The organism is Pseudomonas cichorii (assembly GCF_018343775.1).
Taxonomy (GTDB): Bacteria; Pseudomonadota; Gammaproteobacteria; order Pseudomonadales; family Pseudomonadaceae; genus Aquipseudomonas; species Aquipseudomonas cichorii.
This window is the reverse complement of sequence record NZ_CP074349.1, coordinates 3,515,634-3,531,165: the sequence shown is the minus strand read 5'-3', so window position 1 is coordinate 3,531,165 and position 15,532 is coordinate 3,515,634. Positions and strand designations below refer to the sequence as shown.

Below are 15,532 nucleotides of genomic sequence, written 5' to 3'. Positions count from 1 at the left end.
GGGCTAGGCAAATTACTAGCGAATAGCTATAAGAGAATAATGGCCAGCGTCACGGGTTCTAAGTATGGCGGCGAAACAGTTCCGGCCCAGAATTCTGGGATTCATCAGTGAACAGGCCTCTGCATGGTTGGTTGCGGCGCTGGCTTTTGCCGCCGGCGCCGCACTCACCGTGATGCTGGCACTGGCGAACCTGGAGCTGTATCAACGCCAGTTACGCCAGCGTTTCGACCTTCTGGCAGGTGAGCGTTTCAGCCGTATCCAGGAGCGGCTGGATGGTCAGGTCAAAAGACTTGATACCCTGCGTCGCTTCTTTCTCTATTCCAATGAGATCACGCGTACCGAGTACGAGGGTTTTGTCGGCCCTATGCTGGTAGGCACCCAGGCTTACACATGGACGCCTCACGTCACCCAGGTTCAGCGTGCGACCTTTGAAGAAAGCGTCCGTCAGGCTGGAGTCAAGGATTTCGCCATACGAGAGCTTGACGGGAATGGCGTGCTGAAAACAGCCGAAGTGCGCGACGAGTACTTTCCTGTCGTGTTTATCCAGACCCTCAGTAAAAAACCTCCGCCTCTGGGCTTTGATGTGAACTCCGAGCAGATCCGGCACTTGTCCATCGAGCGTTCCCGCCTGCGTGGCAGCATCGTGGCGACACCACGGGTGGATCTGGTCAGTCTGAGCAAGACCGATACCCGGGGTGTGTTACTGATGGCGCCCGTGTACTCGCCGGTTGCCGCCATTGATGCTCCCACTCCGGTCTTGCGCGGCTTTGTCATGGCAATCATCAGCCTCGATCAAATGATGAACGAGGGGTTGCCCAGTCAGGACAATCTGGCCATGAGCATGCTCGACTTGAGTTCGGCCGGTGAGCCCGATCTGTTGTACCGTTCCGCAGGTGTGGCGGCCGAGAGTGATTTGCATCTCAGCACTCTGCTGAGCATGGGCGATCGTGATTATTTGCTTGAGGTTCGTCCCACTGACGCCTTCATGCTGAGCAGTCCGCCGATGGCCGGCAGCCTGGCTTTGCTGGGTGGTCTCCTGAGCCTGATGCTCAGTGCCTTGCTTTACAGCCTTGTCAGCCAGCGCCAGCGAGCTTTGCACATGGTTGAGCAGCGGACCCGCGAGTTGCGTCAGCGCGAACAGCAATTGCGCGTGACCCACGGACAACTGCGCAATGTGCTCAACTCCGCGACTGAAGTGGCGATCATTGCCACTGATCTCAACGGCGTCATCACGACCTTCAACGTCGGTGCGCAGAAAATGCTGGGCTACACGGATGAAGAAGTGCTTGGCACATTCAAGCTCAAGGATCTGCATCGGTTATCGGAACTCGAAGCTCATGCCAAGGGGTTGAGTGAGCTTCATGGACGCCCGATTACCGCGGCCCAGGCCATGTTCGTCGATGCCACGCAAGAGGGTAGCCATCCTTCCCGGGAGTGGACCTTCCTGCGACGCGATGGCAGCACGCTGGTGGTGAACATGCTGATCACGGCGGTGCGAGACGATCAGGAGCAATGGATCGGTTACCTGGCTGTCTGCCTCGATATCACCGAGCACAAGCGTGTCTACGAGGCGCTTGAAGCACGTGACCAGTTGCTGAAGAAACTCAGCTCCCAGGTACCGGGCGGTATATATCAGTATCGCCAGGATGCCGATGGCAGTTCACGTTTCACCTACGCCAGTGTCGGCATGTGCGAGCTCTTTGAGCTGACCGAAGAAGAGTTGCTCAAGGATGCCGAGGTTCTGCTCAGGCGTACGCATCCTGCCGATATCGTGCGTCTGCGCGATTCAATCCGTATCAGTGCCGAGCAGTCCTCGCCCTGGAGCGAGGAATATCGCATCGAGCTGCCACGCAAGGGGCTGCGCTGGGTGCGAGGTGCCGCCACGCTGGAGCGTCTGCCCGATGGCAGCGTGCTCTGGCATGGATTCATCTCGGATATCTCCGATCTCAAACGGGTCGAGCAGGAGTTGCGGGCACTGTCGGTGACTGACGTACTGACCGGTGCCTATAACCGTCGTTACTTTCAGGACAGGTTGCAGTCCGAACTGGCGCGCATCAATCGGCACGGCGGTTACTTGTCGGTCATCATGCTGGATATCGACCACTTCAAGCGCTTCAACGACAAGTACGGGCATGCGGTCGGCGACTCGGTGCTTCAGGCCATTTCCAAAAAGATCAGCCAGCGGCTGCGCTGTGATGATGTGTTTTGCCGTATCGGCGGGGAAGAGTTCGTCGTGTTGTGCCCTGGGGCTCAGGCACCGCAAGCCTACCAACTGGCTCTCGGTTTGCGCGAGGCCTTGCGCAGCAAGCCGCTGGATACGGTCGGGCAGGTCACTGCCAGTTTCGGTATCGCCAGTTGGCGGCCGGGAGAGAGCGTGGATGCGCTGCTGTTGAGGGCTGACTCGGGGGTTTATGCTGCCAAGCTGGCGGGCAGGGACCGGGTCGAGCCGGAACTCGACTAAGGGCCACACAAAACTGCGGGGATTTATCCGCGAATTGTTTCGCGAATGTCAGAAATCTGTGGGAGCGAATTCATTCGCGACGGGCCCGTACATCCGAGGAAAATGTATCGCCTCCAATGACGTCTCGCGAATGAATTGCTCCTACCGGTAACGTGGCAACTCAGGGCTGCAGGATGGAAACCGTACTGTTGTTAAGTTTCGGTTGGCGATACAGATCCACCAGCACCTCGTCCAGAATCGATGACGCACCAAACGGACGTGGGTCGTTGAGAATCGCCACCACCGCCCAGGTATTGCCATTGCTGTCACGGCTGAAACCGGCAATGGCCCGCACAGTATTCAGCGTGCCGGTCTTGATGTGAGCTTCGCCCAGCAGTGGCGTGCGTTTCAGGCGCTTGCGCATGGTGCCGTCCATGCCCACCAGAGGCATTGAACTCATGAACTCGGCAGCGTACGGGCTGCGCCATGCGGCCTGCAGGATGATTGCCATTTCACGGGCGCTGACGCGCTCGGCACGGGACAGGCCCGAGCCGTTCTCCATGACCAGATGCGGTGCGGTAATGCCTTTTTTCGCCAGCCACTGACGGATCACCCGCTGCGCGGCCTTTGCGTCATCGCCGTCTGCATCATTACGAAACTCTTGTCCCAGGCTCAGGAACAGTTGTTGAGCCATGGTGTTGTTGCTGTATTTGTTGATGTCGCGGATCACTTCAACCACGTCCGGCGAGAAAGCCTTGGCCAACAGCTTGGCGTTGCCCGGCACGACATCGACACGATCCTTGCCCAGAATGCTGCCGCCCAGTTCCTGCCAGATGGCCCGTACCGCACCAGCAGCGTAGGTCGGGTGGTCGAGCAGCGAAAGGTAGGTCTGGGAGTTACAACCATTGCCCAACTGACCACTGACCGTCACATTGACGCTGCCATCAGGTTGTGGCACCGGGTTGTAGCGTACATCGCCAGTGCATTGCCTGGACGCCAGCGCTTTGACCTGGTTGTCGACACGGATGCTTGCAATGGGCGGCTCGACAGAAATGCGGATCTTGCCGTCATCGTTACGGGTGACGAAGCGCAAGGCCTTGAGGTTGACCATCAGCGAGTCGGGCTTGACCAGAAACGGCTTGTTATCGTCATTGCCGTCATCATTGAACTCGGGCAACTGTGGCTGCACGAAATGACTGCGGTCCAGCACCAGATCGCCCGTCACCTGCTGTACGCCATTGGCGCGCAGGTCACGCATCAGCAACCAGAGCTTTTCCATGTTGAGCTTGGGATCGCCGCCGCCCTTGAGGTACAGGTTGCCTTGCAGAACGCCATTGCTCAGGGTGCCGTCTGTGAAGAATTCGGTTCGCCACTGGTGAGTCGGGCCGAGGATTTCCAGCGCGGCATAGGTGGTGATCAGCTTCATGGTCGATGCCGGGTTCACGGAAACATCGGCATTGAAGACTGTCGGGGTGCCAGGACCGTTAAGCGGCAGCATCACTACCGACAATGCGTTGTCGTTGAGCTTGCTGGCCTTGAGGGCTTGCTGGACCTTGGGGGGAAGAGTGGTATTGATGACGGCTGCATGTACAGGAAGTGCCAGAGGCAGGAGAAAAGAGGCGAGAAGCAGTGGACGCAAAGATTTGATCATCAAAAAAACCCTACAGCAAAGAAGGGGAACAAAAAGAGGGCATGGATGAATTCCCTCGGTAACAATGATAGACGCCTGAGGCCGAACGGTAATAACACAAGGCCAGCGCTGTAACAGAACGGCATTATGCCCGAAGCCGGGCCCGCGTGGGTTGTGGCATGGGGTTGTAACAGGATTTTTTTGTTGTAGGTAAGAAAGTCAGTGGACGGTCGTGAAAGGCCTCTTTGTATCCCGGAAAAACAAATGCCCCGACAAGTCGGGGCATTTGTTTGAACGTCACAGAGCGGTTTTCACACTGTCTGCTTCTGGATCACGCCGCCGGGTTGATCGGCTTTTCTGGATACCAGGCGTCCAGCAGCGGGCTGACTTCAACCTTGACCACTTCGCTGCGGCCTTTGAGCCATGCTTCTACAGCAGCGCGTTGCTCTTCGGTGACCGAACCGCGATCAGCCAGGCAAACCAGACCGTAGTCATCGCCGCCAACGTAGTCCAGACCGTTCGCGTCCATGGCTTCTGTCAGGAAAGCGTCCAGGAAGGCATCAACAGCCTCGTCATCCAGATCTTCTTTGAATTCCAGATTGAGCTCGAAGCCCAATTCCTGGAACTCGTCCACACAGAGCTTTTTGCGCAGACGACGGGAGCGGTTAGTGGCCATGAAGCGATCCTCTTAGGTAATTTCGGGGCGCAGTCTACCAGTTAAGCGGTAACGGTGCCTGTTTCACTGTTGCTTCCCTTTCTCTTCTTGCTCTCGGTCTTCTGGCTGCTGGCTGATCAACGCCTTTTCGAGATCAAGCATGGCGGCGTTCAGTTCCCTGTGACAGGCCTCCAGGACATTGGGGTCATCACCCGGCGAGCAGGCATGCTCAAGGGCCTCGCAGCTTTCGATCACCCGCGATGCGCCAATGATTCGCGCTGCACCCTTGATGCGATGAGCCATTTCGCCAATGTTTTTGTGGTTTCCACGGGTCATCAGGTCGCCCAAGGCCTTGCGGTCCTCCTGGCTGCTGTGTAGCAGTTGCGTGAGCAGGCGCTGCATCATTTCTGTCCGGCCTGCGGTCAGGTTGCTGAGACTGTTGAGGTTGAAGGGGGCAGCAGGTGCAGAGCGTACGGGGATCTTGGCCAGTCGCTCGCTGAGGGGCGTCAGGCCGATGGGCTTGAACAGGCAGTCGTCCATGCCTGCCTCAAGGCAACGCTGGATTTCCTCGGGCAAGGCATTGGCGGTGAAGCCCCAGATGATACAGGGGGCAAGGTTTTCGCTTTGTTCGTGGGCTCTGATGGCGCGGGTGAGGTCATAGCCATTCATGACCGGCATATTGCAGTCGGCTACCACCAGATCGAACGGTTCGGCCAGCCAGCGCTCGAGCCCCTGGGCTCCCTGTTCGGCCATTTCACAACGATGGCCGAGAAAACCCAGTTGCTGACAAAGCAGCAAGCGGTTGGCGGGATGATCATCGACGATCAGGATGTTCAAGGGCGTGCCGGGCGGCAGTGAGGCTTCTTGCACCGGCGTGGCGATGGCCAGCGGTTCCAGGGTGGTCAGCTCCAGAGTCATGTGAACTTGGGTTCCCCGGCCCGGCTCGCTATTCAGGGTCAGGGTGCCGCCCATCATCTGGCAGAGGCTGCGGCAGATCACCAGCCCCAGTCCGGCACCGGTACGCGCCATGCGTGCCTGATTATCGGCCTGGGCAAAAGGCTCGAACAGACGACGCTGATCGTCGGCGCTGATGCCGATCCCGCTGTCCTGCACGGTCACGCTCAGGTGCATTTGCTGATGGCTGGAGCCGTTTGCTGCCTGCAGGGTGACGCTGACCTGGCCCTGCTGGGTGAACTTGATCGCGTTGCTGATCAGGTTGGACAGGATCTGCTTGAAGCGCAGCGGGTCGATCAGGACATCGGTGTTGGTCCGGCTGTCGAGCTCCAGCACCAGGCTCAGGTTTTTCTGCCGGGCCAGACTCTCGAACACCCGGGTGACAGACTCCACCAGTTGCCGCAGATTGGCTCGCTCGGGGCTCAGGGTCAGGCGTCCGGATTCGATGCGGGCGATATCGAGGATGTCGCCGATGAGATCCAGCATGTCCTTGGCCGAACTGTAGGCGACTTCGATTGCGGAACGCTCCAGAACACCCTGGTCGGCACGTTTGAGGGCCAGCTCCAGCATGCCGATGACCGCGTTCATGGGCGTGCGTATTTCGTGGCTCATGGTTGCGAGAAAGGTACTCTTTGCCCGGTTGGCATCGTCGGCCTGTTCCTTGGCCGACTGCAGTTCTTCGATCAATTGTCGACGTTCGCTGATATCGATCCAGCCGCCGATGATGCCTTGCACGTGTGCCAGGGAGTCGCGAAACGGCAGGATCCAGTGGTAGATGGTCAGATGGCGTTCGCCGATATGCAGTGTCCTGTCGAGAATCAGGGGCGTGCCGCTGGCCATGACGTGCTTGTAGTCGGCGGCGTACTCGCTGGCCTCGAATGCGTTGCTCAGTACGCCTTCGGTAGCGCTTTTGCCGATGATGTCTTCACGACGGGCCTCGAAAACAGCGAGGTAGCTGTCGTTGCACATGCGCAGCAGGCCTTCCCGATCACGCACGTAGATCGGGTGCGGCGTGCCGTTAACCAGCGCGCTCATGAATTCAAGCTGATCGCCCAGTGCCCGTTCTGCCGTTTCGCGCTGTTTTATCTGGCGGCGCATGTAGGCATTCCAGACCAGCAGACCGAGCAGAAGCAGGCCTGCACCGGCCAGGATCTGATAGATGAGGCGCTGGTAGTTGTGCCAATTGCTACCGACAGGGGTATACGAGCGCCAGCGATTATTGATGATTGCCAGGTCCTGTGGCGCAATGCTCGCTAGTGCCTTGTCGAGAATCGAGCTCAGTTCCCGTGCGTTACGTGAAGTGGCCATCGAGATCAGGGCAGGGTCCTCGCCAACGGTGGCGGTAATCTGCAGTTGCCCCTCGAAGACGCCGGAAGACAGGAAGTAATTGGCGCTGAGCAGGGATGTGACTGCGCCTTCCACCTTGCCTGTGGCCAGCATGTCCAGCGCCTGGAACGGATTGTCGATTTCCACGATGACGATATCGGGGTGTTCGCGTCGTAGCCATTGCAGTATCGGGCTGCCCTGGATGACTGCGATATGCAGGTTGTCCATCTGTTCCAGATAGGTCGGGGCTTTTTCACCCTTGCGGGTGATCAGGACAAAGGAGTTGTCGATGTAGGGGCGACTGAAGCTGAACCGGTCTCCACGCTCATCACTCGACACCATGGCTCCGATCATGTCGGCCTGGCCCTGAGCAACCTGATTCATCATGTCGCTTGAGCTGGATGCCCGTATGACCTCGAATCGCAGGCCGGTTCGCAGGCGTATCAGCTCAAGCAGGTCGGCAGTGATGCCACGGAAATTGCCGTTGGCATCATAGAAGGTCAAGGGGGCATAGGTTTCGTTGACCATGACCCGTACTGTCGGGTGCCGCGTAATCCAGCGCTCCTCGCGTTGTGTCAGTTGCAGCTTCTGGTCGGTCAGCAGCACGTCGCTGCCAGCACCCCAGCGTTTGGAGATGTCGATGCGCTCATCCATCGGGATGGCCTTGAGTGTCTGGTTGACGATGTCCAGCAACTGCGTGTTTTCATGGCTTGTGGCAAAGCTGAAACCGTTGGCTTCGTGCTTGCCGAAACTGGCCATTTTCACATTGTTCAGATAGCCCTTGTTGATGATGTATTGCGTGGAAATGGTGTCGCCGAGGAAGACATCGGCCTGATTGAAGGCCACGGCATTGATGGCGTTCTGAAAAGAGGGGTAGGTCTGCAGGATGGCTTCGGGGTAGAGCGCCTGGACATCGGCCAGGGGCAGATAGTGATAGACCATGCTCAGACGCATGCCCTTGAGGCCATCGGTCAGTGAGCGGGTATCGCCAGCAGGACGGGTTGGTCCACGGCATAGGGCGTTGTCAGCTTGATGCTGCGGTCCATGGCCTCAAAGCCATTGGCGCTGCCCAGCAGGTCTATCTGGCCGGTTATGAGGGCGTTCATCGCGGCCTCGCGGTTTTCGAAACGCTGGACCTTGATGGGGAGGTCCAGTGCCCTGGAGATGATGCTGGCGTAATCGGCCGTGATGCCTTCGTAGTCATTGCCGGAAATGGTGATGTCGAAGGGTGGGTAATCCGGCGCCGAGGTGCCGAGGATCAGTTCACGCTTGCTGCGCACCCATTGCCACTGGGCGGCGTCTAGCTTCACATCCATGTGAGCCGGGTTTGAGCGGCCGAGCAGCGTGTAGTGATCTGCTGCCTCAAGGTTGGTGTATGTACCCCAGCCCAGGCATAGGCTCGTTGCCAGTATCAGAAAGTTTTTCAAGCGCTTGGGCATCCGGGTTCTCACACTAGCGCGTTGCGTTTTGCCATCTCGATAAGTTCTACCAAGGTCCTGGTTTTCAGCTTTTGCATGAGTCGCGTCTTGTAAGTGCTGACGGTCTTGTTGCTGAGGAACATGCCCTTGGCTATTTCCTTGTTGGAGCGGCCCTGGGCAAATAATTGCAATACCATCAATTCGCGATCATTTACCAGCTTGAATAGTTCTATTTCGCTGGGCTGCCCATCTTCGCGCACGGCGGGAGTCAGTGCCTGACTGGGAAAGTAATTGTAGCCGGATAATACCGCTTTTACAGAACTCAGCAGTTCGCTCAGGTCTTCCTGTTTGCAGACATAACCGGCCGCTCCGGATTGCATGCAGCGGATGGCGAATATGTTCGGGGTTTGCGAGGTCAGCACCAGAATCTTCGATGACAGGCCCATGCTGTTGAAACGGGCCAGGACTTCCAGGCCATCGAGCTTGGGGATGCTGATGTCGAGGATGATCAGGTCAGGCATGCATTCGCGGACCATCTGCATGGCATCCACGCCATTATCTGTTTCGCCGACCACTTCATAGTTTTCGTTTTCCAACAGCATCCTGACAGCCAGGCGAATAACGGGGTGATCGTCGATGATAAAAACTGAGTTCATAATTCAATCCATACAAGCAGCGAAGAAAGCGCGCACCTTAGCTCAGATGTTCGGGCAGGCACATGAATGGACCCGCCCGGCAGGCGTATATAGGAAAGTTCCTACAGTAATTAGAGTATTGGAGTACGTAAAAGCCCACGCAAGGATTTAAGTTTTTAAAAAATTCAATATGTTCCAGTGTGCAGATTAGTTATTGGGTTTTATGTTGTTTATCGCGTTTCGGAATTACCCTTCAACACAATCGTAAGCTGCCTACAGTGTAAAAGTGCATTCGCTGGCGTAACGCCAGTCTGATCGCTCCTGGAATCGGGTATGGAGGGTCGTGCTTGAAATCAGCTTCTGGTAGGCAGCTTGCCCAGCAGGCGGGAAAGGTCAGGGCCATGCAGGGGTTTGCTCAGGCAGCCCAGAAGCGGGATTCCGCGTGCAAGGGCTTGCTGTTCCAGTTCATGCAGGTGCGACGGGTCAAGGCCGCTGAGGACGATGGCATGCCGGATGAAGCCCTGTTTATAGGCCTGATCGATCAGGTCGAAGCCCATTTGCTCGGGCAGACACTGGTCACACAGGATCAGGTCGTAGGGTTGCGCACTGCGCTCCATGGCGGCCATGGCCTCCAGGGCGTTCAGGGCTGGAGTCAGCAGGAAGTAGCCTTGATTGTTCAGCAGGATCTGGGTGGCGATCAGTTGAAAAGGGTGATCCTCTACCAGCAGGATTCGCAAGTCGTTTTTAAACATGAGGTTTCCGGCAAGGCGGCAGAGTGCCTTGCTGGCGCTTGCCAGTTCGGCAGTTAAAGTGGCTGGATTATTGAGGGTGCTGCGAAGGGGTGGCGATAGGACGTTTTTGGTCTGTGTGTAGGCCTTTTCTGAAGTTGTTGTGCATGAGATGGTCTGGCCGGGCACATGAGGCAAGCGTGTCCGGCCGACGGGTGCTATATCTGCCCGGAGCGGCCAGTCATTTCCCTGGCCATTTCGGTGGCGTAGCTGTCGGTCATGCCGGCAATGAAGTCGATCATTCGCAGAAACGAGCTGTGCAGGGGCGCCTTGGGGTCGGGTGCGTTGTTACCCAGCAGGTCAAGGATGCGCCGGTTCTTGAACGAAGGGGCACGTCCTCCGAACTGTTCGACAGCCGCGCCGCAGAACGCATTGAGCAGGATTTCCAGCGTGGTGTAGGCACCGATTTCATGCAGGGTCTTGCGCTTGTCCTGGAAAATCTTCTTGCGCGCCATGTCCTTGGCATTCAGCACGCAGCGCTTGGCCGGGCCATGCATGTGTTCCACCAGATCGCCGGGAAGCGTGCCCGCCAGCAGGGCGTCCTGCTGTTCGACGAAGGCGCGGGCGGCAGCATTGGTCAGGTGCTCGATAGCCTTGCCGCGCAGAATGGCCAGTTTGCGTCGGCGCGAGTCGCCAGGGCCGAGCTGGCGATAGGTTTCGGGCAGATCGTCGCCCACCAGGCCCAGCAGCAGCGACTCCACTTCGGCGTAGTCCAGCAAGTCCATTTCCAGGCCGTCTTCCAGATCGATCAGGGCGTAGCAGATGTCATCGGCGGCTTCCATCAGGTACACCAGCGGATGGCGCGCCCAGCGCTGATCTTCCAGTTGCGGCAGGCCCAGTTTATGGGCGATCTGCTCAAGGATCGGCAGCTCGCTCTGATAACAGCCGAACTTGTGCTTCTTGTAGCCCAGTGAGTCGGCATGCCGGGCCGTCCACGGGTATTTGAGGTAAGTCCCCAGAGTGGCGTAGGTCAGGCGGGTGCCGCCGTCGAACTGGTGATATTCCAGCTGGGTCAGGACGCGAAAACCCTGGGCGTTGCCTTCGAAGTTGAGGAAATCGTTGCGCTCGGTTTCACTCATCGCATCGAGCCAGCCACGCCGGGCAGCCTGATTGAACCAGTTGCGGATCGCGTCTTCACCGGAGTGGCCGAACGGCGGGTTGCCGATGTCATGAGCCAGGCAGGCCGATTGCACCACCATGCCCAGATCGCTGGGGTCGCACCAGTCGGGCAGGGCGCTGCGCAGGGTTTCACCGACGCGCATGCCCAGAGAGCGTCCGACGCAACTGACTTCCAGCGAGTGGGTCAGGCGCGTATGGATATGGTCGTTGCTCGAAACCGGGTGGACTTGTGTCTTGCGCCCCAGACGCCGGAAGGCGCCCGAGAAGATGATGCGGTCATGGTCTTTATGGAAAGGGCTGCGGCCCAGTTCTTCAGGGCTATGCAGCGGCTTGCCGAGTCGTTCGCGGTTAAGCAGGGTTTGCCAATCCAAGGCGTTCACTCCGTTGTTTTCGAGTCCGTCTAGCTTCCCGGTTCGGTCGCAGGACCGCAAGGCCTGTTACAGCCCGGCGGCATCGATATCGATCAGCAGAAGGCGGTTGCCATTGTCGAAGAACTGTCCGGCAGTCAGGCAATACTGGTTGCTGGTGGCATCTCGGTAGGTGTTGGACAGGGTCAGTCTGCGCTCGTCCCAGCCTTCGGCCAGAAGGTGATAGAAGTAAGGCCGCCAGGACCAGTTATGGCCCAGATAACGGGCGTCGGCGTGCCAGGCACCCTTGAGCCATTCCAGGTTTGGCGTGAGTTGAGTGCCATGCCGGTCGCATTGATAGAAACGCAGCAGCCACGGGTAGTCTTGTACCTGCGGCAACTCGCTGACCGGCAGTCTGTTTTCGGCCCAGCGTTGCAGCAGATGCATCAGTTGCGTCAGTTGCTGGCGCAGCACCATCAGCCGGGCACGTTCTGCGACCTTCTGCAGGACGTAACGGTCTCGCAGTTCGGCAAAATGTGTGACGAAGGTGTCGGCGGCAAAAAAGTCCAGCTCACCCCTGGCGAACAGATAACCCTGTACATAACGGGAGCCGCATTCCAGGGCAAAATTCAGTTCGGCCTCGGTTTCCACGCCTTCGGCAATGATCCAGCAACCGGTCTTTTCTGCCATCAGGGCCAGCGCCTTGACCACATCACTGCTCGGGCCACCCCGCGCTGCGGCCTGGAACAGGCGCATGTCGAGTTTGAGAATGTCCGGCTGCAGCGACAGGACACGGTCCAGTTGCGAGTACCCGGCACCGAAGTCGTCAATGGCGATACGGGCGCCGGCCTCGCGATAGCGTGCGACGACATCGGTCAGGCACTGACTGTCACCGCCCAGTTCGGTTATTTCAAACACGATGCGCTCGGCAGGAACGTTATGTCGATGCAACTGCTCGAGGCTGGGGAGGGCTTGTCCGGGTCGAAGACGGCTGATCCAGCGGGGCGAGATATTCAGGCTCAGAAACCAGTCACCGGGCGCTTCATGCAGACGGCTCAGGGCGTTGTCCCGGATCAGCCGGTCAAGGCGACGCAGATCGGCAGCAGGTACTTTCGGATCAGAGAACAGCGGTCCGACCGATTCCAGCTGGCCGTTTTCCTTACGAATTCTTCCCAGAGCTTCAACACCGGCAATGCGTCCGGTAGCGGTATCGATGAATGGCTGAAAGCAGGCAAGGGGTTGCCCTTTCACATATTTCTCCTTACTTACACAGCACCAAGACCCGCCCCGGATCGACTCCGGGGCGGGCACTTGTTACACATGTTGCAAGAATGCAGCCAAGCAGAGGTCAGCGCTTGTCTGTGCGGTTTTGCAGTGCAACCTTGAGCAAGGGCAGCAGGGTGACGCCCAGCTTCACCAGGCGGCCAATGGTGCTGGCCTGGCGGTTCTTGGCGCCCCGACCGCTGAAGAAACCCAGCAGAGCGACGGCACCGACTCCCCACAAGGGCGCATGCTTGATGCCCAGGGCGCCTTGCCAGTCGTTTTTCAGGCCGCGCATTCGTTGCAGGGGTTGCAGTAAGTGAGCGGACTCGTGACGTATTTCCTGGCGATGCATTTCCATGCGCAGGCGAATCAGCGCCTTGCGCAGTTCGCGCCGTGTGTTGCCGCTGTGCGACTTCGGTTCATTCATGGCATCAGTCGCTCACGGTCGTTGGCCAGTTCTTCTAGGGTCGCGCTGAAAGGCGAAGACTCATCGAAGATTGCTTCTTTCAAGCGCAATGCACAGAACACTGCCGCCAGGAAATAGAACGAGCACAGGCCAATGATGCCGGCCAGGCGATAGCTGTCCCACAGAATGATCAGGAGCAGTGCCGACAATCCGGTCAACAGCAGCAGGGCGAATACCAGCGCCAGTCCTGCGAACAGCAACAGGCTCAAGGTGCGGGCTTTCTGTTCCTGCAACTCGATCCCGAACAGTTCGACATGGCTGTGCAGCAAACCGAGAAATGCAGCGCCCAGGCGCCGCGGTGAAGAGCCCTGGTCCGCCTTGGGCGACCCTGATTCAGTTCCGAGGCTCATGGGATCAACGCCTCGTTGCCAGCAGGCCCAGAATGAACCCGACACCGGCAGCGATACCTACCGATTGCCATGGATTGTTCTGGACATAGTCTTCAGTGGCGATGACCGCTGCCTGACCGCGTTCGCGCAGGGATTCTTCGGTCAGTTTCAGGGTTTCACGGGCGCGCAACAGGCTTTCGTGGATCTGGCTGCGCAACTCGTCTGCTTGGTCACCAGCCAGAGTGGCGGTATGTTCGAGCAGTTTTTCGGTGTCGGCGACCAGGGTCTGAAAATCGGCCATCAATATATCTTGAGCATTTTGTGCTGTTTGGCGAGCCATGTTTTTCTCCGTCAGGTGGCGTATGGATGTTTCGAGTGCAGCGTATTCGCGAAGGTTCATTTCAATTGCCGCGGCCAGTTCCGGCGCAGCAGCGTGTGGCTTATATTGGTGCGTCATCGGGGGCGAGCGCGCTAATTTGGCGTGTTCTGCCACAAGGATGCCAGCAAGGGTCGATGCAACTGACCTGAATAAAGGTAATGCATTGTCGAAGATTTTGCGTGATTGTGCCTTGCCCGTGTCGGACTGCTTTCATGAAGGTGAAGCTGAAAGGCTGGAGCCCGGGGTTTCATAATTTCCACGCTTGGCTATGCTCTGTATCCAATTGTGGGGCTCGGTCATCGGGTACTGCGTTGCCATGGAGCAGCGGCGGTCAGTAATGGAGAAAGGCATGGAGCGGCTGTATTCCCTGCAAGGGCTCAGGGGCGTGGCGGTGTTGGGCGTCGTGCTGTTCCACATGATGTCTTTGGAGGAAAAATTTTCCGGCGGCGATATTCTTCTGCCGCCTTTTCTCGATTTCTTTCAGTTGGGTGTCGATCTGTTCTTTGTGATCAGCGGCTTCGTGATGGTGATTGTCAGTCGCGGGCGCTTCCAGAACGGTGTCGAGGCGCAGCGCTTTCTGTTCAACCGTGTTTCGCGAATCTATCCGACCTACTGGCTGTATTTCTTCATCACGCTTGGGGTGTATCTGGCCATGCCCGGTATGGTCAACAGCGGCCATGGTTCATCCAATCTGCTGATGTCCTTCCTGCTGCTGCCCAACGATAAAGTCCTGCTGGTGATGGTGGCCTGGTCGCTGCTGTTCGAGCTGTGGTTCTACCTGATGTTTTCCACTTTCCTGTGGTTCCGTGAGCGTAGCCTGCCGTTGCTGCTTGGGGTCTGGGCCCTGGTCATCGTGGTGTTCAACAGCCTGGAGAGCTGGCAGGACTATTCACCGGCGCTGAAGATCATCCTGCATCCCTATTCACTGGAGTTCATCATTGGCGTTGCCCTGGCGCTGTTCTTCTACGGGCCACGCAGCGAACGGGTACCGACGTCGACGGTCTGGGGGCTGCTGGTTATTGCGCTGCTGAGCATGCCCCTGATCGGTATCTATCGTCTTCACGACAGCCAGGGCTTGTTGCGCATGCTGGCCGTGGGGTCGGCATTCGGCGCGCTGGTGTTGAGCCTTGTGCTGCTGGAGAGGCGTAAAAGGATCGCCATGCCAGGGTTTCTGGTTGCCGTGGGCGACATGTCCTACACGGTCTATCTGTCGCATCTGCTAGTTCTGGGTGTAATAGGTCGGGTCTGGCATCTGGCTGGCGCGTGGCCCGAGAGCTATCTGGACAACCTGTTCTTCGCGTCGCTGATGATGGCTGCCGTGGTGTGTTACGGCTGGGTAGGCTACCGCTGTTTCGAGAAGCCGGTGCTCGATCGTGCCAACGAGTTCAGCAAGCGGCGCTTCAGGAATGACGCGCGCCTGGTGGGCTCCTAGAACCTCATGTCCGCTGACCGGCCCAGCCTGTTTGACGCACTCGCGCTGACGCATCAACCGTCCTAGAATAGTTAGCCTACTGTCTGGGAGGATGCGTTTCATGCCACCCGAATGCCAACTGTTCGGTACCTTGGGCTGTCATCTCTGCGAGGTCGCCGAGGGGATTCTGCTGCCTCTGGTCGAGCATGGTCTGCTGGTCGAACTGGTGGATATCGCCGACAACGAAGCTTTTTTCGAAGACTATGGCCTGCGGATTCCCGTGTTGCGACGCATCGATACCGGTGCCGAACTGGATTGGCCCTTTGACAGTGAGCAGGTTGCTTTTTTTCTGAGTCATTGAACTGTTTTACC

At 58.0% G+C, this 15,532-nt stretch carries 12 protein-coding genes and 1 pseudogene; 3 read left to right on the top strand and 10 right to left on the bottom strand.

Annotation, left to right across the window (positions count from 1 at the left end):
• Nucleotides 1-64 precede the first annotated feature (64 nt).
• Nucleotides 65-2,461 (top strand): sensor domain-containing diguanylate cyclase, encoded by a 2,397-nt coding sequence (locus KGD89_RS14785; RefSeq protein WP_025260543.1) that lies wholly within the window; start codon nucleotides 65-67, stop codon nucleotides 2,459-2,461.
• A gap of 160 nt (nucleotides 2,462-2,621) precedes the next feature.
• Here the strand turns inward: KGD89_RS14785 and dacB are convergent, their stop codons facing one another.
• The 10 genes and pseudogenes from dacB to KGD89_RS14735 form a co-directional block, all read right to left on the bottom strand.
• The gene (dacB, locus tag KGD89_RS14780; RefSeq protein WP_025260542.1) at nucleotides 2,622-4,091 is read right to left on the bottom strand and encodes a D-alanyl-D-alanine carboxypeptidase/D-alanyl-D-alanine endopeptidase; all 1,470 of its coding nucleotides are present in this window, start codon (nucleotides 4,089-4,091) and stop codon (nucleotides 2,622-2,624) included.
• Nucleotides 4,092-4,401: 310 nt separating this feature from the next.
• The gene (locus KGD89_RS14775; RefSeq protein WP_025260541.1) at nucleotides 4,402-4,746 is read right to left on the bottom strand and encodes a YggL 50S ribosome-binding family protein; all 345 of its coding nucleotides are present in this window, start codon (nucleotides 4,744-4,746) and stop codon (nucleotides 4,402-4,404) included.
• A gap of 63 nt (nucleotides 4,747-4,809) precedes the next feature.
• A pseudogene (locus KGD89_RS14770) lies at nucleotides 4,810-8,444 on the bottom strand (transporter substrate-binding domain-containing protein).
• A gap of 8 nt (nucleotides 8,445-8,452) precedes the next feature.
• Nucleotides 8,453-9,079: a response regulator transcription factor gene (locus tag KGD89_RS14765; protein WP_025260540.1), complete on the bottom strand. Its 627-nt coding sequence runs from the start codon at nucleotides 9,077-9,079 to the stop codon at nucleotides 8,453-8,455.
• Between the two features lie 332 nt (nucleotides 9,080-9,411).
• On the bottom strand, nucleotides 9,412-9,810 hold the full coding sequence (locus KGD89_RS14760) for a response regulator (RefSeq protein WP_038399907.1): 399 nt from the start codon (nucleotides 9,808-9,810) through the stop codon (nucleotides 9,412-9,414).
• A gap of 194 nt (nucleotides 9,811-10,004) precedes the next feature.
• Complete coding sequence (locus KGD89_RS14755; RefSeq protein ID WP_025260538.1) at nucleotides 10,005-11,336, bottom strand: deoxyguanosinetriphosphate triphosphohydrolase; 1,332 nt, start codon at nucleotides 11,334-11,336, stop codon at nucleotides 10,005-10,007.
• Nucleotides 11,337-11,402: 66 nt separating this feature from the next.
• Nucleotides 11,403-12,563, bottom strand: a complete 1,161-nt coding sequence (locus tag KGD89_RS14750) for an EAL domain-containing protein (protein WP_025260537.1) — start codon at nucleotides 12,561-12,563, stop codon at nucleotides 11,403-11,405.
• Nucleotides 12,564-12,660: 97 nt separating this feature from the next.
• Nucleotides 12,661-13,002 (bottom strand): hypothetical protein, encoded by a 342-nt coding sequence (locus KGD89_RS14745; protein WP_025260536.1) that lies wholly within the window; start codon nucleotides 13,000-13,002, stop codon nucleotides 12,661-12,663.
• The gene (locus KGD89_RS14740) at nucleotides 12,999-13,391 is read right to left on the bottom strand and encodes a phage holin family protein (protein ID WP_025260535.1); all 393 of its coding nucleotides are present in this window, start codon (nucleotides 13,389-13,391) and stop codon (nucleotides 12,999-13,001) included. Before KGD89_RS14740 ends, KGD89_RS14745 begins: the two co-directional genes overlap by 4 nt.
• Nucleotides 13,392-13,395: 4 nt before the next feature.
• Complete coding sequence (locus KGD89_RS14735) at nucleotides 13,396-13,710, bottom strand: DUF883 family protein (RefSeq protein ID WP_025260534.1); 315 nt, start codon at nucleotides 13,708-13,710, stop codon at nucleotides 13,396-13,398.
• A 388-nt stretch (nucleotides 13,711-14,098) separates the two neighbouring features.
• On the opposite strand from KGD89_RS14735, the gene KGD89_RS14730 reads away from it, so the two are divergent.
• Together KGD89_RS14730 and KGD89_RS14725 are read left to right on the top strand one after the other, a co-directional pair.
• Entirely contained in the window at nucleotides 14,099-15,181 is a 1,083-nt protein-coding gene (locus KGD89_RS14730; protein ID WP_025260533.1) for an acyltransferase family protein, read from the top strand.
• A 100-nt stretch (nucleotides 15,182-15,281) separates the two neighbouring features.
• Nucleotides 15,282-15,521 carry a glutaredoxin family protein gene (locus tag KGD89_RS14725; protein ID WP_025260532.1) on the top strand — a complete coding sequence of 80 codons (240 nt, stop codon included), beginning with the start codon at nucleotides 15,282-15,284 and terminating at the stop codon, nucleotides 15,519-15,521.
• Nucleotides 15,522-15,532 lie beyond the last annotated feature (11 nt).

What these genes read in the sequence shown, in the direction of transcription:
- KGD89_RS14760 (WP_038399907.1), bottom strand. Translation starts at nt 9,810, where the DNA reads ATGTTTAAAAACGACTTGCGAATCCTGCTGGTAGAGGATCACCCTTTT.
- KGD89_RS14775 (WP_025260541.1), bottom strand. Translation starts at nt 4,746, where the DNA reads ATGGCCACTAACCGCTCCCGTCGTCTGCGCAAAAAGCTCTGTGTGGAC.
- KGD89_RS14765 (WP_025260540.1), bottom strand. Translation starts at nt 9,079, where the DNA reads ATGAACTCAGTTTTTATCATCGACGATCACCCCGTTATTCGCCTGGCT.
- KGD89_RS14740 (WP_025260535.1), bottom strand. Translation starts at nt 13,391, where the DNA reads ATGAGCCTCGGAACTGAATCAGGGTCGCCCAAGGCGGACCAGGGCTCT.
- KGD89_RS14735 (WP_025260534.1), bottom strand. Translation starts at nt 13,710, where the DNA reads ATGGCTCGCCAAACAGCACAAAATGCTCAAGATATATTGATGGCCGAT.
- KGD89_RS14745 (WP_025260536.1), bottom strand. Translation starts at nt 13,002, where the DNA reads ATGAATGAACCGAAGTCGCACAGCGGCAACACACGGCGCGAACTGCGC.
- KGD89_RS14785 (WP_025260543.1), top strand. Translation starts at nt 65, where the DNA reads ATGGCGGCGAAACAGTTCCGGCCCAGAATTCTGGGATTCATCAGTGAA.
- KGD89_RS14730 (WP_025260533.1), top strand. Translation starts at nt 14,099, where the DNA reads ATGGAGCGGCTGTATTCCCTGCAAGGGCTCAGGGGCGTGGCGGTGTTG.
- dacB (WP_025260542.1), bottom strand. Translation starts at nt 4,091, where the DNA reads ATGATCAAATCTTTGCGTCCACTGCTTCTCGCCTCTTTTCTCCTGCCT.
- KGD89_RS14725 (WP_025260532.1), top strand. Translation starts at nt 15,282, where the DNA reads ATGCCACCCGAATGCCAACTGTTCGGTACCTTGGGCTGTCATCTCTGC.